Below are 21467 nucleotides of genomic sequence, written 5' to 3' on the forward strand. Positions count from 1 at the left end.
TAAACCCGCCGGGGGATGACTGGCGATGAATAGCGCGATTCTACACCGCTGGCGGCGGGAAGGAATGGGGCGGGCGCTCAAGGGTGTGAAGCTTGGGTTCAGCCAGGCGCTCTGGATTCGAGGGGGCACTTGTGTTTCCGGGCTGCGTTTGGCGATTCAGCGATTGAGCCGGGCGCTGCTCAGCAGGCCGAAGACGCTGAAAATAATGAAAACCGCTGCGATGGCCGGCAGCAAGTCGACGCCTGCCTTGGCCACGACAGCACTGGTCGTGGCGGCTGCGATGAACATCAGGCTGTTGCCCGTCGAGGCCGCCGTGCCGGCGTTGGCGGAGAACAGCAACATCGCCGCCGAGATGGCCGCAGGGCGGGTGACGGTAACGGCAATGGCACTGAGGCACATGGGCAGGAGCAGGGTCGCGGTCGAGACAATTTGCAGTTGCATGATCAGTAGCAGAAGCAGGCCGGAGACGCCCAACAGGATCAGGCCCGTATCGATCTGCGCTCGAACACCCAGGCGTTTTTGCAGTGTGGAGGCGAGCAGGCCGCCGCACAGATAGGCCAGGCCATAGATAAACAGGACGAGGGTGTATTGGACTTCGGAGAGTTTCAGGTCATCCATGAAAATCAGCGGCGATACACTGATCAGCGCGAAGTAGGCGGAAAACACCAGCGCTGCTATCTGCCAGTAACGGCGGAAGTCGGCGTGGCTCAGGACGGTTTTTATGGACTGGCGTATCGATGGGTTTCCTCGGGACGGCTGTGCGGATCTTGCGGGGAGAACCCAGAGCGCATGCAGGAAAATACCCGCTGCGATAAAGGAAAAGGCGTAGAAGCTGCTTTTCCAGCCAAAGGACGTCTGTAGCCAGGAGCCCAGCAGGGGCGACAGGGCCACGAACAGGCCGCTGAAACTCATGTAGTAAATGCGGATGGGCGCGCGGTCCGCCGGGTTGAACAGGTCTTCGACCAGGGCCAGGCCCAGCACAAAAAAACCACAGCCCAGTGCCTGGACACCGCGAAAAAACAGAAAGGCCGTGTAGTCCTGGGCCAGAGTGCAGCCTAGGGAGCCCAGGCAGGAAATCGCCAGGCAGCCTAGCAGGATCTCCTTGCGGCCGAATTTATCGGAGAGCGGCCCGGCGACAAACTGTGAGAAGGCGAACACTAGCGTAAACAGGCTGATCGCCAAGGCGATGTCGGTCGTCGAGGTATTGAATTGCTCGGCCAGGGCAGGAAAGGCTGGCAGCAGGACATTGAGCGGGAAAAAGCTGATCAGCGATATACAGCTGAGCAGCAGCAGGCAGGAGTATTTATAGCCAGCGGTACCCAAGGCGGGGGAGGGACCTTGCATCAGTGACTTTCCGCGGCGAGCAGGTGTTTGAGTTCAGCGCACAGAGCCTCCCCGTTGCTGTAACCGGCCCCGACAAAAAGCAGCGGTTGTTCACAAAGGTTATTCAGCCCGAGGGCCTGTTCGATTTTTTCTTCGCTCAAGGCGGCCGTCACCCAGGTCTTCATGCCCAAGGCCGTGGCGGTCAGTTGCAGGGTTTGTGAAATATGCCCGGCTTCGAGCAGTGAAACCCGGTAACCCTGGGAGTGTGGATACTTCCACCACATCTTGTCGAATCGAGAAGTGATAAACAGACCCAGAGGCAAGTTATTGATGAAGTGTTGACCTTGTACGAACGTCGCCAACGGCGCGCTGATACGCTTTATCAGCGTCAGGGCATGTTTGTCGGGGTGATAATAATAAAAGCCGGGGCCAAGCCCCTTTATATTGTAGGCATACAAGTAACCTTCGGTACTGTTCAGTCCCCCACCCGATGGGCTGCTGCGACGGGCTTTGAACGCCTGGGGTATCGAGGCGTGGCAGTCGCCTTCGCGCTCTTTCAAATAGCCCAGTGACAGATAGAGAAGGTGGCTGAGCGTATGAAGCGAAACACTCTGTTTGAAAAAGTCACGACAGGTTTTTCGTTCCAGCAATACGTTTTTGAAGTCGGTGGTTTTATCGACGCAAGGCGTCGGCAGATAAATCATATCCTGGGGTAATGCACTGGCATATCGATGCGGTTCTGGCGCTGGACGGCCCATGACCTCCTGGCACTCGGACAGATAGTGCCTAGCCCATTCCTCGACGTTTTGCAGGCGGGCGCCTGGCAGCAGATCCTTGGTACCGATATGGAAAATCCGCGACAGGTCATCCCAGCCCCAGTCGTTGGCGGCAAAGGGCGTTTCACTGAGAATGCCGGTGGCCAGGAGCGTCGAATCAATCGGGTGTGTCGGATCGAAGCGGGCGGGAGCCTCGATAAGCTCGATCAGTCGGCTTGAATGATGTTTGTCTATTGAGTACTGCTCGTGTGACTGATAGTTCCAGATCACCAGGGCAGGAGGCTTTATTAAAACGAGCAGGCTCGGATTGATATACATGAAATAGACCCCCTTTATTTGAGGCTGGGCCGAGAACGGGCGTCGGCCCAACCTTTCTCAGGGTTATTTTGAGGTTCCGAGCATCACGTGGAACCCAACGGAAGTTTTGTGCTCAAGATTGATTTTTTCCATGTTCATATTACCTGTCTGTTGTTGATGTTTATCACCTCGTTATTGAGGTGGCAGATTGATAATAGGCTGATGGAACAGGTTGGCAATAGCGTTTGCGTAGGTCATGTCCGATGTGGTTGTCGGTCACTTCCATTTGTTGGGGGTGTGGGAATAGTCGGAGCTGTTATCCGATAGGGACTACACAGTATCTTTGGAACTTCAAAGTGTCAGTCAGGGCGCCCGCACCGCCTTGAGCCAAGGCGGTGCGGGTTATCACTTAGCTGTTAGGCAGCAAGCGGCAAGTAATGCTCTTGATATAACGGGTTTCCGGAATCGCCGGGTGTACCGGATGGTCCGGGCCCTGGCCGCCGCGTTCCAGCAGCTGGATATTGCGGTCCAGGTGACGGGCGCTGGTCAGCAGGATGTTCTGCAGGTCATCTTCCGGCAAATGCATCGAGCACGAGGCGCTGACCAGGATGCCGTCCTTGCTCAGCAGGCGCATGGCCTGCTCGTTCAGGCGGCGATAGGCGCCTTCGCCGTTCTTCAGGTCTTTCTTGCGTTTGATGAAGGCGGGCGGGTCGGCCACGATCACGTCGAAACGCTCTTCGGAGGCCTTCAGTTCCTTCAGGGCTTCGAACACATCACCTTCGATGCAGGTCATCTTCTCGGCAAAACCGTTCAACGCCGCGTTACGCTCGACACCGTCGAGGGCAAAGGACGAGGCATCGACGCAGAACACTTCGCTGGCGCCGAACGCAGCCGCCTGCACGCCCCAGCCGCCGATATAGCTGAACAGGTCCAGCACCCGCTTGCCCTTGGCATACGGCGCCAGGCGCGCACGGTTCATGCGGTGGTCGTAGAACCAGCCGGTCTTCTGGCCTTCCATCACCGGCGCTTCGAACTTCACGCCGTTCTCTTCCAGGGCGACCCACTCCGGCACCAGGCCGAACACGGTTTCGACATAACGCTCCAGGCCTTCGGCGTCGCGGGCCGCGGAGTCGTTCTTGAACAGGATGCCGCTCGGTTTCAGGACCTGGACCAGCGCCGCAATCACCTCATCCTTGTGCTGTTCCATGGCCGCAGAGGCGAGCTGGACCACCAGGATATCGCCGAAACGATCCACCACCAGACCCGGCAGCAGGTCGGAATCGCCGTAGACCAGGCGATAGAACGGCTTGTCGAACAGCCGCTCGCGCAGCGACAAGGCCACGTTGAGGCGGTGCACCAGCAGCGATTTGTCCAGCGGCAACTTGATGTCGCGCGACAGCAGGCGGGCGCAGATCAGGTTGTTCGGGCTCATGGCGACGATGCCCAGCGGCTTGCCGCCGGCGGCTTCCAGGATGGCCTGGTCGCCAGCCTTGAAGCCATGCAGTGGAGTGGCCGCCACGTCGATTTCGTTGCTGTAGACCCACAGGTGACCGTTGCGCAGGCGTCGGTCGGCGTTGGCTTTGAGGCGTAGGCTAGGCAGGGACATGACGTCGCTCCGGGGAAAAAAGAGCGGAATTATAGCGGGAGTTCGACGTCCCCGGCGTGCGATGTTTCATGTAAGTGATTGTACACTCGGCCCATGGCGTACAAGTTTTCCGCTAGAATCCCTCACTCGCCCGGAGTGTGTACCCATGTCCCAAGAACTTTCACCTGAACAGATCCAGCAGGCCCTGCAAGGCATTAGCGTGCCTCCCCAACCGCAAATCATGGTGGATTTGCAGATGGAGCAGTACATGCCTGACCCGGATCTGGAGGTGATTGCCCGCTTGATCAGCCAGGACCCCGGCCTCTCCGGCGCGTTGCTGAAAATCGTCAATTCGCCTTACTACGGCCTGTCGAACAAGATCGCCTCGATCCAGCGCGCGGTGAACCTGCTGGGCAGCCGTTCGATCATCAACCTGATCAACGCGCAGTCGATCAAGGGCGAGATGGCCGATGAAACCATCGTCACCCTCAATCGCTTCTGGGACACCGCCCAGGATGTGGCCATGACCAGCCTGACCCTGGCCAAGCGTACCGGCGGCCAGGCGGTCGATGAGTCCTATGCCCTGGGGCTGTTCCACGATTGCGGCATTCCGCTGATGATCAAGCGTTTCCCCAACTATATGGCGGTGCTGGAGCGGGCCTACGCCAATGCCGGCCCGGAGCAGCGCGTGGTGGACACGGAAAATGCCGAGCTGAACACCAACCATGCGGTGGTCGGCTACTACACGGCCAAATCCTGGCGCCTGCCGGAACATGTGACCAACGCCATCGCCAATCACCACAACGCCCTGGCGATCTTCAGCGACGAGTCGACCCGCAACAGCCAGTTGAAAAACCTGCTGGCGATCCTGAAAATGGCCGAACATATCTGTGCGTCCCATCGGGTGCTGGGCAACGAAGCCGAAGACCACGAATGGAACGCCATCGGCCATCTGGTGCTCGATTATGTCGGCCTGTCCGACTATGACTTCGAAAACCTCAGAGAGAACATCCGCGAGCTCGGCGCGAACTAAGCGCCCGAGCAGCGTCGCCGAGCCCGTTATCGCCTGACCTGGGGCCGTCATGCCTGAATTACCTGAAGTCGAAACCACCCGGCGCGGTATCGCGCCCCATCTGGAAGGCCAGCGCGTCAGCCGTGTGATCGTGCGCGACCGTCGGTTGCGCTGGCCGATCCCGGAAGACCTCGATGTGCGCCTGTCCGGGCAGCGCATCGTGCTGGTGGAGCGGCGGGCCAAGTACCTGTTGATCAACGCCGAGGTCGGGACCCTGATCAGTCACCTGGGCATGTCGGGCAACCTGCGCCTGGTGGAAGCCGGCTTGCCGGCGGCCAAGCATGAGCATGTGGATATCGAGCTGGAGTCCGGGCTGGCCCTGCGCTACACCGACCCACGGCGCTTCGGCGCGATGCTCTGGAGCCTGGACCCGCTCAATCACGAATTGCTCGCGCGCCTGGGGCCGGAGCCGCTGACCGAGCTGTTCGATGGTGAGCGACTGTTCCAGCTGTCGCGCAAGCGCTCCATGGCGGTGAAGCCGTTCATCATGGATAACGCGGTGGTGGTGGGGGTCGGCAATATCTACGCGACCGAGGCGCTGTTCGCCGCCGGCATCGACCCGCGCCGCGAGGCCGGGAGCATTTCCCGGGGGCGCTACCTGGCGCTGGCGATCGAGATCAAGCGCATCCTGGCGGCCGCCATCGAGCGGGGCGGCACCACCTTGCGCGACTTTATCGGCGGCGACGGCCAGCCCGGCTATTTCCAGCAGGAACTGTTCGTCTACGGGCGTGGTGGCGAGCACTGCAAGGTCTGTGGCACTGTCTTGCGCGAGATTCGTCTGGGACAGCGGGCCAGCGTGTATTGTCCACGTTGCCAGAGCTGACCTGACAAGCGTGCGGACGCTGTTATAGTTAAGACTTTGCCATCCATTGCTTTGTTGAAGGATAGTGCCATGAACCCGTTTCGCACCCTGGCCCTGGTTGTGGCCCTGAGTTTTGGTCTGCAGGCGTTGCCGGTGCTGGCGGACGATGGCAGCAGCGGCGACCCGACCTACACGATCCAGAATCCACCGGCCTACGCGATGATCGCCGACCTGATCATCGCCCGCCCCCTGCTGGTGGGCGCGACCCTGATCGGCACGGCGGTGTTCGTGGTGTCGTTGCCGTTTACCGCTTTCGGTGGCGTCAAGGGCATGGGTAACGCCGGCAAGTCACTGGTGCTGACCCCTGGGAAAGCGGCCTTTGCCCGTTGCCTGGGGTGCACGGCGGAAGGCTTCGACGGCGACCAGTAAGCTGCCGCCGTACCTGCCTTGACCCGATAAAACCAGGCTCAAGCCTTGCCGGTGATCTTCCGGTACTTGGCCATCAACTCGTCTTCGGTTTCCGGATGGGCTTCATCCAGTGGGATGCAGTCCACGGGGCAGACCTGCTGGCATTGCGGCTCGTCGTAGTGGCCGATGCACTGGGTGCACAGGTTCGGGTCGATCACGTAGATCTCTTCGCCCTGGGAAATGGCGGCGTTCGGGCACTCGGGTTCGCAGACGTCGCAGTTGATGCAATCGTCGGTGATGATCAGGGACATGGGCACTCCGGCCCGGACGGCAGGCCCGGGCGACATGAAAACTAATGCGTCAATTGTGCCGCATTGGCGCGCGCAGTGCACGCGCACCCGTCGAGGCGGCCGTAATAGCCAGCCTCGAGAGTGCCCGCGCCGGCGTTATTTCTTGAAGCGCAGGGTCAGCGCGTCGGCCACCGCCGGGTGGACGAACTTGGTGATATCGCCGCCCAGGGCCGCGATTTCCCGGACCAACGTCGACGAAATGAACGAATAACGCTCCGACGGCGTGAGGAACAGGCTTTCGACGTCCGGGGCCAACTGACGGTTCATGTTCGCCAGCTGGAACTCGTATTCGAAGTCCGACACGGCGCGCAGGCCGCGCAGGAAGACGTTGGCGTTCTGTTCCTTGGCGAAATGCGCCAGCAGGGTGGAAAAACCCACCACTTCCACGTTGGGCAGGTGCTGGGTGACCTCGCGGGCCAACTCCACACGTTGCTCCAGGGGGAACAGCGGGTTTTTCTTCGGGCTGGCAGCCACGGCGATGATCACGTGGTCGAACAGGCGCGCGGCGCGCTCGACCAAGTCGCCATGACCCTTGGTTATCGGGTCGAAGGTACCTGGGTACAACACTCGGTTCATCGCGTCGTCCTGGCGGGTATCCGTTTAGGGGAGTCGGATGGTATCGCAGCCTTTCCGGTCGGCCAAGTCAGGATACCGGGAAGAAAGCACTATAGACGCGACGAATAGTCCTCTTTTTCACGGGTTTTTCAAGCGCTCCGCGAGGGCAGTTGCCAGCTGTGCTGTCAGACCGTAGACCGAAAGCTGTGGGTTGGCGCCTATGCTGGTGGGGAACAGCGAGCCGTCGTGAACCGACAGATTGCGCAACTGATGGTGGCGACCGAGGCTGTCGGTGACCGCACTTTTCGCCTCTTCGCCCATGGCGCAACCGCCCATGACGTGGGCGCTGCCGAGCCGCGTGCGGTACAGCTCCAGGCTCAGTTCGTCGATCAGTTCGCGGGCCTTGGCCAGGGTGTTCACGTAGTCGGCATCGGCGTGCAACGGCAGCACCGACTTGGCGCCCGCCGCGAACTGGATCTCGGCCATGGTGTGATAAGCCCGGCGCAGGCCGTCCCAGGCATAGGCCGATACCTGATAGTCGAGCACCGGCGTGCCGTCGCCGCGCAGTTCCACGCTGCCGCCGGGGCTGTCCGGGTGGAAGCCGTCGCGCATCAGCGCCAGCATCATGTGGGTGTGCGGCAGTTGTTCCATGCGCAAGGCGTTTTGCGTGCCGAAGCCGCCCAGCAGGGTGCTGGCCAGCGCCGGTTGCAGGGGCGGCACTTCGAGTTTGTAGGACATCGGCCCGGTGACGCCGGCATTCCACTGGAAATGATCGGAATAGATCGACTGGGGCGCGCCGTAAAACGGATTGATGACCTCGGAAAATTGCCCGGCGGAGAAATTCACCAGGTGCAGGAAGGTCCGTTTGCCCAGTTGGCCGCTGGGGTCCGGTGCCTTGGAGCGCAGCAGCAGTCCCGGGCTGTTGATACCGCCGCCCGCCAGCACGTAATGCCGGGCCTTGACCTTGATTGTCCGGCCATTGGGGGCCACGCAACGCTCGTCCATTGCCACGCAGAGCAGGCCGGTGACCTGGTCGCCTTCGATCTGCAAGCGTTCGGCCCGCGCCAGATAGAGCAACTCGCCGCCTTTCTCCAGGGTCGCCGGAATGGTGGTGACCAGCATCGACTGCTTGGCGTTGGTCGGGCAGCCCATGCCGCAGTAGCCCAGGTTCCAGCAGCCGCGCACGTTGCGCGGGATGACTTTCCAGCTGTAGCCGAGGGCTTCGCAGCCATTGCGGATCACATCGTTGTTGGCGTTGGGCGGCATGACCCAGGGGGCGACGCCGAGGCGTTGTTCCATTTTCTCGAACCAGGGCGCCATCTCGGCGCTGCTGTGGCCCTTGACGTTGTGCTCGCTGGCCCAGTGTTCGAGGGTCTGGTCCGGGGTGCGAAAGCTCGAAGTCCAGTTGATCAGCGTGGTGCCGCCGACCGCGCGGCCCTGGAGGATGGTGATGGCGCCGTCCTTGCTCATGCGGCCGATGCCTTCCTGGTAGAGGCTGGTGTAGGCCTGGTCTTCGAGCATCTTGAAGTCGCTGCTGGTTTTCAGCGGGCCTTCCTCGATCAGCAGGACCTTGTAGCCGGCGGCGCTGAGGATTTCGGCGGTGGTGCCGCCGCCCGCGCCGCTGCCGATGATGGCGACATCGGCCTCCAGCGTCAGGTCCTGCTCCAGGCGGGCGCCGTTATAGGTTTTCCAGCCTCGGGCCAGGCCTTCGCGAAACAGATCGGGTACGGGCATGTGCAGCCTCTTTATTGTTGTTTTGTCAGAAACCGGGCATCTACAAGGATCAGACCTTCGGCGGGCCTGGATAACCGCAGTGCGCCCAGGCTTCGGCGCGGTTGTACCAGGCCATCATCACCAGTTGCAGCAGCGATGCGTGGCCCATGCGCAGCAGGCTCAGGTAGCTGTTTTCCCAGCGTTCGAGAAAACCGTGGATCTGCGTGTCACTGGCATTTTCCCAACTGCCCCAGATGCCGGTCAGCGGTCCACGGGTGATGCCCATGCCGAGGACGTCGAACAGCTGCCGGGTCAGCTTGAGCATTTCCGGCGACAGGTGGTCGAGGCTGTAGTCCAGGCTCGCCAGGGTCTGGTCGATGGCGGCGGGCATTTTCTCGGCGGCGACGGCGCCTTCGAGCATCACCGGGATCAGTGCCTGCAAAAAAGGCAGGTCGTTGGCCTGCAACACGGCAAAACCACTGGCCGGATGGCCGGCCGAGCAGCCGCTGAGGCTGGCGACAAGCCCGGCGCTGCTGAGAAAGGCACCGGCGCAGAGGCCGATTTTCAGGACGCCGCGACGGCTCAGTACGGGAGATTCAGACAGGCTTGGCATTCTTGTTATTCACCTGGGCAGTGGAACATCAACGAACGAAGAGTTTCTGGATCAGTTTCTGGATCGATTTGCCGTAAGGCGGATAGATCAGCCGTGCCGCGTTGAAGCGCTGCTTGGTCAGTACGCCCTTGGCCTTGCTGAAGGTCAGGAAACCTTCGTGGCCGTGGTAATGGCCCATCCCCGAGGGGCCGATGCCGCCGAAGGGCAGGTCTTCCTGGGGCACATGGAGCAGGGTGTCGTTCAGGCAGACACCGCCGGAATGGGTTTCATCGAGCACCCGTTGCTGTTCGCTCCTGTTGTAGCCGAAGTAGTAGAGCGCCAGGGGGCGAGGCCGGCTGTTGATGTAGGCAAAGGCCTCATCCAGGCCCTTGTACGGCACGATGGGCAGCAACGGGCCGAAGATCTCGTCCTGCATCAGCGTCATCTCATCGTTGACGTTCAGCAGCAGGCTGTGGCCCATGCGCCGACCCTGGCCCTGGTCGAATAGCGGAATCAGCAGCGCGCCCTTGCTGGTGGCGTCGCTCAGGTAGCCGTTGAGCCGTGCCAGTTGGCGGTCGTTGATGATGCTGGTGTAGTCCGGGTTGTCGACCAGCGTCGGATAAAAGCTGCGCACCGCCTGGCGGTAGGCTTCGACGAAGGACCCGACCCGATCTTCCGGCACCAGCACGTAGTCCGGCGCCACGCAGGTCTGGCCGGCGTTGAGGGTCTTGCCGAAGGCGATGCGTTCGGCGGCGTCCTTGAGGGGCACGTCCTGGGAGACGATGGCCGGCGACTTGCCACCCAGTTCCAGGGTCACCGGGGTCAGGTTTTCCGCCGCCGCGCGCATCACGTGCCGGCCGATGCTGGTGGCACCGGTGAACAGCAGGTGATCGAACGGCAGCTTGGAAAAGGCCATGCCGATCTCGGCCTCGCCGAGCACCACACACACCTGATCCTCCGGGAACACCCGGCCCAGCAGTTCCTTGAGCAAAAGACCGGTGGCCGGGGTCGACTCGCTGAGCTTGAGCATCACCCGATTACCCGCCGCCAACGCGCCCACCAGCGGGCCGACGCTGAGGAACAGCGGGTAGTTCCAGGGCACGATCACGCCGACCACCCCCAGTGGCTGGTAGACGACTTTGGCCGAGGCCGGCTGGAAGGCCAGGCCCACCTTACGGCGTGACGCTTTCATCCAGCCCTTGAGGTGGCGGCGGGCATGCTGGATGCCGTGCAGGCTGGGCATGAGTTCGCCGAGCAGGGTTTCATCGGCGCTGCGGTTGCCGAAGTCCTGGCTGATGGCGTCGATCAGCGCCTGGCGTTCGTCGCTGAGCAGTTGGCGCAGGCTGTCGAGCCATTGCCGACGTTGCTCGGCGGGGGGCATGGGGTGCGCGGCGTAAGCCTGGCGCTGCGCTTGAAACTGGCGCTGGAGTTGGTCCAGTTGCTGCTGAGACTCCTGCAGATAGGCTATTTCGGCAGACATGGCGCGCTCCAGTGTGTGATTTTATTTTTAAACAAATGTTTAGAGCTAATACTCCAGAAAGTCAACAGGCAGTGCCTGTGCATTCTGATAGCGGCTGAGAATCATGGCGATTTATCCGTAACCGGATAGGCCGTAAGATGGCCGATACCGTCTTCTGGAAGTAAAGCTGAAGTCATGGCCCCTCGAATAAAAACCAGCGAACGCATCGTCCAGAACAGCCTGGATCTGTTCAATCTGCAGGGCGAGCGCAGTGTCAGCACCAACCATATCGCGGCGCACATGGATATTTCGCCGGGTAACCTCTACTACCACTTCCCCAACAAGCAGGCGATCATCGCCGTGCTGTTCGCCGAGTACGAAGCCCTGGTCGACAGCTTCCTGCGCCCGCCCCAGGGCCGCGCGGCGACCATCGACGACAAGCGTTTCTATCTCAAGGCCTTGCTCGCGGCGATGTGGCGTTACCGCTTCCTGCACCGCGACCTCGAACATCTGCTGGAAAGCGATGCCGAACTGGCCGCCCGTTACCGACGTTTTTCCCAGCGCTGCCTGATCCAGGGGCAGGCGATCTACACGGGTTTTGTCGAGGCCGGGATCCTGGGCATGGATGCCGTGCAGACCGAGTCCCTGACCCTCAATGCCTGGATTATCCTGACCTCCTGGGTACGCTTCCTGAGTACCACCCGCGAGAACGCCCACCACCTGAGCGAAGAGTCGATCAAGCGTGGGGTCTATCAGGTGCTGGTGCTGGAGTCGGGTTTTGTCACCGCGCAGTCGCGGGCGGCGGTGGACAAGTTGCTCAATGAATTTTATGTGCCGTTGGCCCTGGCTCTGGATGAAGGCAACCAGGCATCGGAAAGCTAGGCCGCGCCTGTCGCCAGGCCGTCGATTATTTACTTCATCAATGAGGAGTTCGCCATGTCCCTTGCGCAACTGATCAGCCCCCGGCAACTGGCCGAACGCCAGGCCCGGCCCGGGTTGGTGATCCTGGATTGCCGTTTTGCCCTTGATGACCCGGATTACGGGCAGCGCAGTTATGCCCAGGGGCATATCGAAGGCGCGCACCACGCCGATCTGGAGCGCGACCTGAGTGGCCCGGTGACCAAGGGCCTGACCGGGCGCCATCCGCTCCCGGACGCGGCGACCCTGGTCGAGCGCCTGCGGACCTGGGGTATCAGTGCCGACAGCGAGGTCGTGCTCTATGACGACGGCCCGGGCATGTACGCCGCCCGCGCCTGGTGGCTGCTGGCCTGGCTGGGCAAGCGCGACGGCGTGTTCCTGCTCGATGGTGGCCTGAAAGCCTGGCATGCCGCCGGACAGCCGCTGAGCCTGAACCCTCCGACCGCCGGCCGGGGAGCCTTCGAAGGGACGCCGGACGCTGCGCTGCAGATCAGCGTCGAAGACTTGCAGCAGCGCCTTGGACAGTCGTCGCTGACCCTGCTGGACGCCCGTGCCCTGCCGCGTTTTCGTGGTGAAGTGGAGCCAATCGATCCGGTGGCCGGGCATATTCCGGGCGCACAGTGCGCGGCGTTCAACGAGAACCTGGATGCGGATGGGCGTTTTCTACCGGCGGATCAGCTCAAGCAGCGTTTCGCCGCCAAGCTGGGGGATCGCTCGCCGCGGGAACTGGTGGCGTATTGCGGCTCCGGGGTGACGGCGTGTCACAACCTGTTTGCCCTGTGCCTGGCGGGCTATCCGTTGGGGACCTTGTATGCCGGCTCCTGGAGCGAGTGGATTACCGATCCGCAGCGAGCGGTGGCGACGGGCGACTGATTATTCGGGAGGCCGAGATTTATCTACCTACACGCCGGATTCCATCACCGGCTTAATCCCACGAGCGTGGAGAAATGCACGCTGTAGAAACCTCTTTGATAGAACGAATACAGGAGATTTTTATGGGACAGGCCGTGTTGAATAATCAACCCGATCCGAGGTCGGTAGAGGAAATGGACGAATTGGCGGGGGCGCGAACCCCTGCCGAGCCACGATACAGCGGGCCGATGGAACCTCTCGCCAAACACTTTGAAACGCTGGCGAACAATACCCATCAGAAGATGCTTGCGCTGGGCCGTAGTGTGTTGCTGGGCAACAGTGTCGAGACCTGCACGGCGTTCGAGGCCCGGGCGCTCGAACTGCATCAGGCCTCCCTTCAGCTGATTCAGGAGGCACTGCACCCCACCTCGAATATTTCGACTCAGGCGCAGCTTGTCTTCCGTCAGTTTGATGCCGGTGCACTCGATCAACTGGCCGATGAACCATTGGCGCGGTTTTCAGGGAGCATTGACTACCTGGTTGGCCTGGTCGCGGGCAGCACCTCGTTAAATATCCGTGAGCTCGGCCTGCGCCTGGTTCGTGACGGGGAGATGAGCGATTTCGAAGGCTTTCTACAGGCCGCCGAGGAGGAGATTGTCGGGGCATTGGTTTCATTCATGGGTGAGGACGGGCCGCTGGCTGAGGTGTTGGATCGGATCTATGCCAGGGATATGGATCTGGACCTGGATCTGGACGTAGGCGTCGCTTTGGACATGCAGACATGGGCATTGCGAGGCCCCGAGTTCAAAGAGTTGGCAGACATGGCCGATAAGCTCGAGCCGAAAGCGGACGAGGCTGAGGACTACGAGCTATTGGCAGTAGTCTCGGGGTCCGACGACGGGCCCTCGCAAGAGCGTGAGATTGAAATGCTCGAAGACTGGCAAGTGGATGCCGAACTCGAAGCCGAGGTTTTTGCCTGGGCGGATGATCAGCCAGATGGCTATTCGGATGGGCAAGTAATGGTGCCCCTATTGAATGATATCGCCACGCCGCTTGGCGCTATTACCTACCATGAATATGCCTGATCGATAGCCAGGCGCCGCACATTCCGCTCAACATCCCCTAGCGGCCAGCCATTGCGGAATGCGGCGCTCCAGGTAGTAAGTCGGTTTGCCCAGCGAGCCGTCGACGAACCCCACATGCCCGCCCTTGGCCTGCAGTTCGAGTTGGGTGCCCGGTGCCAGTTCGCCAGGCTCGGGCAGGCTGTGGGGAAACACGAACGGGTCGTCCTTGGCCTGGATAATCAGCGTCGGGGTGCGAATCGCCCCGAGGAAATAGCGGCTGGAGGCGCGCCGATAATAATCCTGCGCATCGGCAAAACCGTGCAACGGCGCGGTGACCCGGCCATCGAAATCCCAGAAGGTGCGCATCCCCGTCAGCGGCCCCAGGTCGCTCAGGGTTGCCAGGCCCTCGATCCGCCCGTCGTGCTGGAACTGGCGCTGCTTGTTCTTGATGTAGACCAGCATCTCGCGCATGAAGTGCGCCTGGTAGATTCGTGAAAAGCCCTGGCCGATGCGGTCGGCGCACTGGTCCAGGCGAAACGGCACCGACACCGCGACGGCGCCTTGCAGGCCGCTGTCCTGGCCACTTTCTCCCAGATGCTTGAGCAGCACGTTACCGCCCAGGGAGTAGCCGACGGCATAGAGTGGCGCCAGCGGGCGCTGGGCCTTGAGGTGGGCGATTGTGGCCGCCAGGTCTTCGCTGGCCCCGGAGTGATAGCTGCGCGCCAGCAGATTGGGCTCCCCCGAGCAGCCCCGCCAGTTCAACGCCACGCTGGCCCAGCCCTGGTTGCCCAGCGCCTGTTGCAAACCGGCGACATAAGGCGAGTTCGACGAGCCGGTCAGCCCGTGCAGCACCAGCACCAGCGGCGTCTCGGCGGCGTGCGGGCCGTGCCAGTCGAGGTCGAGGAAGTCGCCGTCGTCAAGCCACAGGCGTTCGCGCCGGCGGTCGAGGTGGACGGTCTTGCGCCAGAGCGGCCCCCACAAGGTTTGCAGGTGCGGGTTGCCCAGGCCTGTGGCAGGGGTGAAACCCGGTAGTCGAGTGGGTTGGGAAAATGGCGGCAACGCAGCGAGTCTCGGAGTGGGAATGGACAGGTCGGGTGCTGACATCAGCAAGTCGTCATGGCAGCCACGCTTGTGTGTGCGATGCATCTAAATTGCCACAGTCCTGTCCATTGCCGCAGCTTTTTATCCGGGCGGCAGGGCGTGAGGCAGGCAAGTGGGGCCCTGCACCTGGAGATCGGGCAACGCTTGCTGGGCGACGCTCGGGCCGGTACTGGTCACCACCCAACTGTTGGCGTCGAAATGTGCGTTCAAGGCGGCCTTGATCATTTCTCTGGTCAGTTGCTGGGCCTGTTCGGCGTAGTCCGTCAGGCTCAGTGGCAGGTCGTGACGCGCGATCACCAGTAGCGCCTGGAGGATATCCGCATTGCTGGCGCCATTGAGCGCCATGTCACCGCGCAGGCTCAGTTTGATGTTCTGCAGTTCCTGCTCGGTCGGGCCGTCTTTCAGGAGCTGTTCGAACATCCGTTTGACCCGCCGGATAACGGCCTCGCGGTATTCGGGCGGAGTCGAGAGGTTGATATGGAACGGGCCACGGGCTTGCCAGTTCTTGAGTTGGGCCTCCGCCGAGTAGGTGACGCCGTGCTGTTCGCGCAAGACTTTCATCAGACGGCTATCGAAACCGCCACCAAAGATCAGGCTGGCCACGTAGAGGGCGACGTAATCGGGATGATTCCGGGGCGCGGCGATCTGGGCGAAATCCAGATGAACCAGGGTGCTCGACCGTTCGATATGGGTGGTGCCGACGAGGCTGTCTTCAGGTCGGGGGTTGGCGGTGGGTGGCAACGCCGGACCTTTGGGCAAGGCATCGGAAAGCTTCACGCTGATGCTCTGTGCCTGCTCCAGCGAGAGATCGCCGACCAGCACGATAATGGCATTGCCCGCGCTGTAAGCCTTGTTGTGAAAGTCCCGCAGCTGATCGGTCGTGATTTTTCCAATACTTTCCCGGGTGCCGTAGAGAGGCTGGGCATACGGGTGTCGTGGGTAGAGCGGTGGTTGAAAACGGTGATTGACCCAGGTGTCAAAGGCGGCATCCTGGCGCATCTGCCGGTCGAGGATCTCGCTCTTTACCCGGCGAATGGCATCGCGGGTGAAGCTGGGCTTGCTCAACACTTCGCTCAACAACTGCAAGGCCGGTGTGCGGATGGTTTCGTCGCTGAGACTGCGCAGGGTGAAATAGCCATGGTCGCGGTCGATGCCATTGCCGATCTTTACCCCCAGGCTGTCGAATGCGCTCAGGATCGTGTCGACATCCTTACCCTCCGACCCTTCGTTGAGCAGGCTCAGGGCCATGGCCGCCAAGCCGGGTTGCTCGCCGTCGTAACGGCTGCCCGCGGCAAAGCTCACGGCCACATCGAGCAACGGCAGGCCATGGGTTTCAACGAAGAGCACCTTGGTTCCGCTGAGGGTTTTCCAGCCGCGGATAACGCGGGTAGTGGGGGTGGGTGCCAGGTGCTGGACCTCGCTCAGGGATTGCAGGGGATTGACGGTCGACCGTTCGGCGCCGGCCGATGCCATTGGTCCAGGGATGGCCAGGGTGGCGAGCAGTGCCAGCAGGGCGTTCGATAACACCGGGTGAGTCTTATTCATGGTGGGTTTCCCCGGGGCTGGCCAGGGCAACGCTGAGTCGCTCGTGGGTGAAGTAGGTTTGCGCGGCGTGTTGAATGTCCTGGGGCGTGACGGCCTTCAGTTGCTCTTCTTCCTGTTTTTCCAGGGTCCATGACAGGCCGACGCTTTCCAGGCCGCCGAGTTTCTGCGCCTGGTTTTCCAGCGAGTCGAGGGCAAAGACGCGTCGCGCCATCATCCGGGTGCGCGCGCGCTCAAGCTCCTGCGCGCTGACAGGCGTGCGCTTGAGCTCGTCGAGCAGTTGCCACAGACGTGTCTGAAGGTCGTCCAGGCTGGGATTTTTCAGGGTGTCCAGGTCGACGACAATCTTCAACAAGGCGTCTCCCCGGTTGAAGGCCTCGTAACGGGAGCGAGCCCGGGTGACCAACTCTTCGTGGAACTTCAACTCTCTGAAAAGCCGCGAACCGGAGCCGACGCCGAGCAGCTCGTTGAGCAGGCGCAAGGTGTACGCGGTATGCGGGTTGGCGGCGGTGACCAGGCTGGGCACGTTGAACGCCATGATCAGGCTGGGAAACTCATTGCGGGTCTGGAGCATGATCCGCCGCTCACCCGGCTCGTTCAGCTCCAGCGGGCGCCGGGTTGCGGGCAGCGTCCGGCTGGGCAGGTCGGCGAAGTGGCGTCGGGCCAGGGCTTCGACCTCCCCGGGGGTGATATCGCCGACCACCACCAGGGTGGCGTTGTTCGGCGCGTACCAGGTGGCGTACCAGCGTTGCAGTTGCTGGATGTTCAGGCGTTGCAGGTCGTGTTGCCAGCCGATGGTCGAGGTGCGATAGCCGCTGGTGGTAAAGGCGATGGTGCGCAGCTTCTCGTCGAGCAGGGTTTCGGGGGTGTCGTCGACGTTCTGCATCCGCTCGTTTTTGATCACCTCGATTTCACGCCGGAAGGCGGCGGGCGAAAGCTGGGCGGAACCCATCTGGTCGGCCATGATTTCCAGCGCGACGCCCAGGGCATGGCGCGGCATCAGGTATTCGTAGGTGGTGGTGTCATGGTTGGTGAAGGCGTTGATCCGCGCGCCCAGGCGCTCCATGATCTGGAACGCCTGGCCGGGGCAGACTTTGCTGCTGCCCTGGAACAACAGGTGTTCCAGGGCATGGGAAAGTCCTGATTCGCCCGGCGGTTCGTGGCTGGAGCCGACTTTGTACCAGAGCTGGGCCGCCACGACGGGGGCTCGATGATCTTCGCGCACGATGATTTTCAAACCGTTGTCGAGCATCAGTTCGTGGGTGCTGGGCGAGGGTGTGGCGAGGGCGATGACTGGCAGGAAAAGCAAGCCGAGTGCACGCCGGGGGGCGGGGCGTTTCATCCTTCAGGGGCCTTTTGAGTTGCAAAGGAACACCTTGATCCGGATGACGAATAAGCGGGCGGTAGCGGGATAGTGAGGGCGGCCCGAGACTTGGCTCGAACCGCCGCTCAGGTTATTGGCTGGCTACGCTGCGGTGCCACAGCGCGTAGTGGACCCGGCCGGACTTCTGCTCGCGGTGCAGGCGCCAGTTGCCCGGCAGGCCTAGGCCCGAGGGCGCGTTTTCGCTTTCGGTGTAGACCCAGGCGTCGTCGGCCAGCCACTGGCGTTCTTCCAGCAGGGCGCAGATGCCGGGCAGCAGGTTCTGGTTGAACGGCGGGTCGAGGAACACCAGGTCGAAGGCCGTGGCCGTCTGGGTTTCCAGGTAGCGCATGGCGTCGGCGGTCTGCACCTGGCCGACGCTGCAACGCAGGGTGCCCAGGTGCTCGCGCAGGTTGGCCACCGCCAGGTTGCTGGCGTCCAGCGCCTGGCCCATGGCCGCGCCACGGGACAGCGCCTCGAGGAACAAGGCGCCGCTGCCGGCGAATGGATCGAGCACCTTGGCCCCGGCGACATAGGGCGCCAGCCAGTTGAACAGGGTTTCACGCACCCGGTCCGGGGTCGGCCGCAGCCCCGGGACATCCGGGAAGCTCAGGCGTCGGCTGCGCCATTCGCCACCGATGATACGCAGTTGATTCACACCGTTATGCGGGTGAGCGGGTTTCTTGCTGGGACGCGATGGGCTGGCCATTAATGCTCCGGAACCCCGAGCGGCTGCTCGGCGGGTTTGTCAGTCGGTGGCGGCAGGGGCTTTTGCGGCACCGTGGGCCCTGCGGTGACGACGATCATCTTGTCGACACTCAGGTGTTTGTTCATCGCCGACTTGATCTGCTCGACGGTCAGTGCCTGGGTCTGCTGCACGAAGTTTTCCAGGTAGTCGAGCGGCAGGTCATAGAAACCCATCAGGCCCAACTGGCCGACGATGCTGCTGTTGCTCGCATTGGACAGCGGGAAGCTGCCGGCCATTTCGCGCTTGGCGTCGTCGACTTCCTTCTGGGTCGGGCCGTTTTTCAGATAGTCGGCGACTACCTCGTCCACCAGTTTGAGCGTGCCTTCGCTCATTTCGGCGCGGGTTTGCAGGTTGATCTGGAACGGACCCCGGACCTGCATCGGCGAGAAGCCCGAATAGACACCATAGGTCAGGCCGCGTTTTTCCCGCACTTCGCTCATCAGGCGGGTACCGAAACCGCCGCCGCCGAGGATCTGGTTGCCCAGGGACAGGGCTGCGTAGTCCGGGTCGGTGCGGTCGATGCCCTGTTGGGCCATCAGGATGGTGGTCTGCTTGGACGGGAACTCGATATGCCCGACGCTGGCTTTCGGTTCAGCCGGCTGGGCGATCTTCGGCAAGGCCGGGCCCTTGGGCAGGGCGGCGGAGACCTGGCTGGCGATGCCTTCGGCTTCGCTGCGCGAGAGGTCGCCGACCAGCGCGATCACCACGTTGCCGGCCGCGTAGGCCTTGGCATGGAAGGCGCGCAGCTGATCCAGGGTAATCGGCGGAATGCTCTGGGCCGTGCCTTCGCTCGGGTGCGCGTAGGGGTGATCGCCATACAGGCGCTTGGACAGGTCCAGGCTCGCCAGCTTGCCGGGGTTCTGCTTCTGATATTCGAAACCGGCCAGCAACTGGTTCTTGATCCGTGCCAGGGAGTCGGCAGGGAAGGTCGGCTTGCCCACCACTTCGGCGAACAGCTTCAGGGCCGGCTCGCGTTTGTCCGGGGCGCTGAGGCTGCGTAGCGAAGCAATCGCCATGTCCTTGTAGGAACCATTGCCGAAGTCGGCCCCGAGGCCTTCGAAGCCCTGGGCGATGGCGCCGACGTCCTTGCCGGCCACGCCTTCGTTGAGCATGGCGTTGGTCAGCGCGGCCAGGCCCGCGGCGTTGCCGTCCTGGCTGCTGCCGGCGGCGAAGGTCAGGTTCAGGTTGAACATCGGCAGTTCATGGGCTTCGACGAACAGCACTTTGCTGCCTTCGGCGGTTTTCCAGGTCTGCACGTTCAGGGTGCGGTGCGCCGGCGCCTTGCCGTCCAGTTCGGCCAGGGATTGCAGCTTGTGAGCGGACTTGGCCTCGTCCAGGGCCTGGCTGGCCTCGGAATTGCGCGAATCGAACAGATAAAAGCCGATACCGCCCGCCGCGACGGCGAGGGTCAGGGCGAGCAGGGCGAAACGTGGCCCCTTGGACTGACTCATTGGGCGCTCTCCTCGGGCAATACATGGGCGACGCTGAGGCGCTCGCGGGTGAAATAGGTACGGGCGGCGTTCTGGATATCCTGCGGCGTGACGCTTTGCAGGTCGGACAATTCGCTGTCCATTATTTTCCAGGACAGGCCGACGGTTTCCAGGATGCCGATGGCGCTGGCCTGGCTGGTGATGGAGTCACGTTCGTAGACCAGGCCGGCGATCACCTGGGCGCGTACGCGTTCCAGCTCTTCGGCACTCGGTGCCTGGGTTTTCAGCTGGTCGAGCAGGCGCCAGAGGCCGGCCTCGGTGTCGGCCAGGGTCTTTTTCTTCTGGCTGTTGGGAGTGGCCGTCAGCAGGAACAGGCTGTCGCCACGGGTGTAGGCGTCGTAGCTCGACGAGCCGCCGGAGATCAGCTCTTCGCCGCGCTCCAGTTGCGACGGCAGGCGCGCACTGTAGCCGCCGTCGAGCAGGGCGGCGATCAGGCGCAGGGCGGTGACCGAACGCTTGTCTTCGGCGGTGGCGAAGCTCGGCACGTTGAAGCCGAACATCAGGCTCGGTAACTGGGTCTTCACGTGCAGGGTGATCAGGCGTTCGCCAGGCTCGTCGAGTTCCCGCGGGATCTTCGCCGGCGGCGTGTCCCGCCGGGGGATGGCGCCGAAATAGCGTTGGGCCAGGGTTTTGACTTCATCCGGGGTGACGTCGCCGACCACCACCAGGGTGGCGTTGTTCGGCACATACCAGGACTGGTACCAGTGGCGCAGTTCTTCGATCTTCATACGATCGAGGTCAGCCATCCAGCCGATGGTCGGCGTGTGGTAGCCGCTGGCCGGGTAGGCCATCGCCTTGAAGCGCTCGAAGGCCTTGCCCATGGGCTTGTCGTCGGTGCGCAGGCGACGTTCTTCCTTGATGACTTCGATTTCCCGGCTGAACTCGTCGGCCGGCAGGCGCAGGCTGGCCATGCGGTCGGCTTCCAGCTCCAGGGCCACGCTCAGGCGGTCGCGGGCCAGGACCTGGTAATAAGCGGTGTAGTCGTCGCTGGTGAAGGCGTTTTCTTCGGCACCGAGGTCCCGCAGGATCAGCGAGGCTTCGCCTGGGCCGACTTTGGAACTGCCCTTGAACATCATGTGTTCCAGGGCGTGGGACAGGCCGGTCTGGCCAGGGGTTTCGTAGCTCGAGCCGACCTTGTACCAGATCTGCGAGACCACCACGGGCGCGCGGTGATCCTCGCGGACCACGACCTTCAGGCCGTTGTCGAGGGTGAATTCGTGGGTCGGTTGCGGGTCGGCGGCCAAGGCGGCCAGGGGTAGACAAAGCGTGCTGAGCAACAGGCCAGCGGCACGGCGGGCTAGAGCATTCATTCGTTTTCAAACCTGTAGTACGGCCCGCGTGATCTTAGCGTCGGCGGGCGAGGAGGTGCTAGGATACTGCGTTGCGCGCGAACAATCTGGTCAAAAGGCAGTCTGTTGCGCATCAGAATATTATTTGCCGAAGCGCCACCTTGGCGCGTC

The 21467-nt window shown here is 62.2% G+C and carries 20 protein-coding genes; 6 read left to right on the top strand and 14 right to left on the bottom strand.

The annotated features are described in order from the left end of the window. Positions 1–156: 156 nt before the first annotated feature. The 3 genes from CWE01_RS32135 to CWE01_RS32145 all read right to left on the bottom strand — a co-directional run bounded on the left by CWE01_RS32135 (position 157) and on the right by CWE01_RS32145 (position 4002). Positions 157–1344 (bottom strand): MFS transporter, encoded by a 1188-nt coding sequence (locus CWE01_RS32135; RefSeq protein ID WP_100944580.1) that lies wholly within the window; start codon positions 1342–1344, stop codon positions 157–159. Beyond that, positions 1344–2417, bottom strand: coding sequence for a SagB family peptide dehydrogenase (locus CWE01_RS32140; protein ID WP_177410533.1), 1074 nt, complete (start codon positions 2415–2417; stop codon positions 1344–1346). Before CWE01_RS32140 ends, CWE01_RS32135 begins: the two co-directional genes overlap by 1 nt. Positions 2418–2805: 388 nt before the next feature. Beyond that, on the bottom strand, positions 2806–4002 hold the full coding sequence (locus tag CWE01_RS32145; protein WP_100944581.1) for a class I SAM-dependent rRNA methyltransferase: 1197 nt from the start codon (positions 4000–4002) through the stop codon (positions 2806–2808). Positions 4003–4201: 199 nt separating this feature from the next. On the opposite strand from CWE01_RS32145, the gene CWE01_RS32150 reads away from it, so the two are divergent. From CWE01_RS32150 to CWE01_RS32160, 3 genes are all read left to right on the top strand, one after another. Continuing rightward, entirely contained in the window at positions 4202–5014 is an 813-nt protein-coding gene (locus CWE01_RS32150) for an HDOD domain-containing protein (RefSeq protein WP_177145404.1), read from the top strand. Between the two features lie 49 nt (positions 5015–5063). Then, positions 5064–5876: a bifunctional DNA-formamidopyrimidine glycosylase/DNA-(apurinic or apyrimidinic site) lyase gene (mutM, locus tag CWE01_RS32155; protein ID WP_100944583.1), complete on the top strand. Its 813-nt coding sequence runs from the start codon at positions 5064–5066 to the stop codon at positions 5874–5876. Positions 5877–5945: 69 nt separating this feature from the next. Then, entirely contained in the window at positions 5946–6284 is a 339-nt protein-coding gene (locus CWE01_RS32160; RefSeq protein ID WP_100944584.1) for a multidrug transporter, read from the top strand. A 38-nt stretch (positions 6285–6322) separates the two neighbouring features. Here the strand turns inward: CWE01_RS32160 and CWE01_RS32165 are convergent, their stop codons facing one another. From CWE01_RS32165 to CWE01_RS32185, 5 genes are all read right to left on the bottom strand, one after another. Next, positions 6323–6574, bottom strand: a complete 252-nt coding sequence (locus tag CWE01_RS32165; protein WP_100944585.1) for a YfhL family 4Fe-4S dicluster ferredoxin — start codon at positions 6572–6574, stop codon at positions 6323–6325. 135 nt (positions 6575–6709) lie between these two features. Beyond that, positions 6710–7189: a pantetheine-phosphate adenylyltransferase gene (gene coaD / locus CWE01_RS32170; protein WP_100944586.1), complete on the bottom strand. Its 480-nt coding sequence runs from the start codon at positions 7187–7189 to the stop codon at positions 6710–6712. Positions 7190–7306: 117 nt separating this feature from the next. Further along, positions 7307–8902, bottom strand: a complete 1596-nt coding sequence (locus CWE01_RS32175) for a GMC family oxidoreductase (protein ID WP_100944587.1) — start codon at positions 8900–8902, stop codon at positions 7307–7309. Between the two features lie 49 nt (positions 8903–8951). Continuing rightward, positions 8952–9494 (bottom strand): twin-arginine translocation pathway signal protein, encoded by a 543-nt coding sequence (locus CWE01_RS32180; RefSeq protein ID WP_100944588.1) that lies wholly within the window; start codon positions 9492–9494, stop codon positions 8952–8954. 28 nt (positions 9495–9522) lie between these two features. Further along, positions 9523–10953, bottom strand: coding sequence for a coniferyl aldehyde dehydrogenase (locus CWE01_RS32185; protein WP_100944589.1), 1431 nt, complete (start codon positions 10951–10953; stop codon positions 9523–9525). A 174-nt stretch (positions 10954–11127) separates the two neighbouring features. On the opposite strand from CWE01_RS32185, the gene CWE01_RS32190 reads away from it, so the two are divergent. From CWE01_RS32190 to CWE01_RS32200, 3 genes are all read left to right on the top strand, one after another. Continuing rightward, positions 11128–11814 (top strand): TetR/AcrR family transcriptional regulator, encoded by a 687-nt coding sequence (locus tag CWE01_RS32190; protein ID WP_100944590.1) that lies wholly within the window; start codon positions 11128–11130, stop codon positions 11812–11814. Between the two features lie 54 nt (positions 11815–11868). Beyond that, on the top strand, positions 11869–12723 hold the full coding sequence (locus CWE01_RS32195; RefSeq protein ID WP_100944591.1) for a sulfurtransferase: 855 nt from the start codon (positions 11869–11871) through the stop codon (positions 12721–12723). Positions 12724–12797: 74 nt separating this feature from the next. Beyond that, entirely contained in the window at positions 12798–13787 is a 990-nt protein-coding gene (locus CWE01_RS32200; RefSeq protein ID WP_157815316.1) for a hypothetical protein, read from the top strand. A gap of 27 nt (positions 13788–13814) precedes the next feature. Here the strand turns inward: CWE01_RS32200 and CWE01_RS32205 are convergent, their stop codons facing one another. The 6 genes from CWE01_RS32205 to CWE01_RS32230 form a co-directional block, all read right to left on the bottom strand. Next, a complete protein-coding gene (locus CWE01_RS32205; RefSeq protein WP_100944662.1) occupies positions 13815–14870 on the bottom strand; it encodes a hydrolase in 1056 nt (351 codons plus the stop codon). 78 nt (positions 14871–14948) lie between these two features. Further along, complete coding sequence (locus CWE01_RS32210) at positions 14949–16412, bottom strand: pitrilysin family protein (protein ID WP_100944593.1); 1464 nt, start codon at positions 16410–16412, stop codon at positions 14949–14951. Continuing rightward, positions 16405–17751 (bottom strand): pitrilysin family protein, encoded by a 1347-nt coding sequence (locus tag CWE01_RS32215; RefSeq protein ID WP_100944594.1) that lies wholly within the window; start codon positions 17749–17751, stop codon positions 16405–16407. Before CWE01_RS32215 ends, CWE01_RS32210 begins: the two co-directional genes overlap by 8 nt. A 112-nt stretch (positions 17752–17863) precedes the next feature. Then, positions 17864–18478: a 16S rRNA (guanine(966)-N(2))-methyltransferase RsmD gene (rsmD, locus tag CWE01_RS32220; RefSeq protein WP_100944595.1), complete on the bottom strand. Its 615-nt coding sequence runs from the start codon at positions 18476–18478 to the stop codon at positions 17864–17866. Next, a complete protein-coding gene (locus tag CWE01_RS32225) occupies positions 18478–19968 on the bottom strand; it encodes a pitrilysin family protein (protein WP_100944596.1) in 1491 nt (496 codons plus the stop codon). Before CWE01_RS32225 ends, rsmD begins: the two co-directional genes overlap by 1 nt. After that, positions 19965–21317 (bottom strand): pitrilysin family protein, encoded by a 1353-nt coding sequence (locus CWE01_RS32230; RefSeq protein WP_100944597.1) that lies wholly within the window; start codon positions 21315–21317, stop codon positions 19965–19967. The genes CWE01_RS32225 and CWE01_RS32230 overlap by 4 nt, the downstream gene beginning before the upstream one ends. Positions 21318–21467 lie beyond the last annotated feature (150 nt).

The sequence above is a fragment of the Pseudomonas sp. QS1027 genome (assembly GCF_002814235.1).
Classification (GTDB): Bacteria; Pseudomonadota; Gammaproteobacteria; order Pseudomonadales; family Pseudomonadaceae; genus Aquipseudomonas.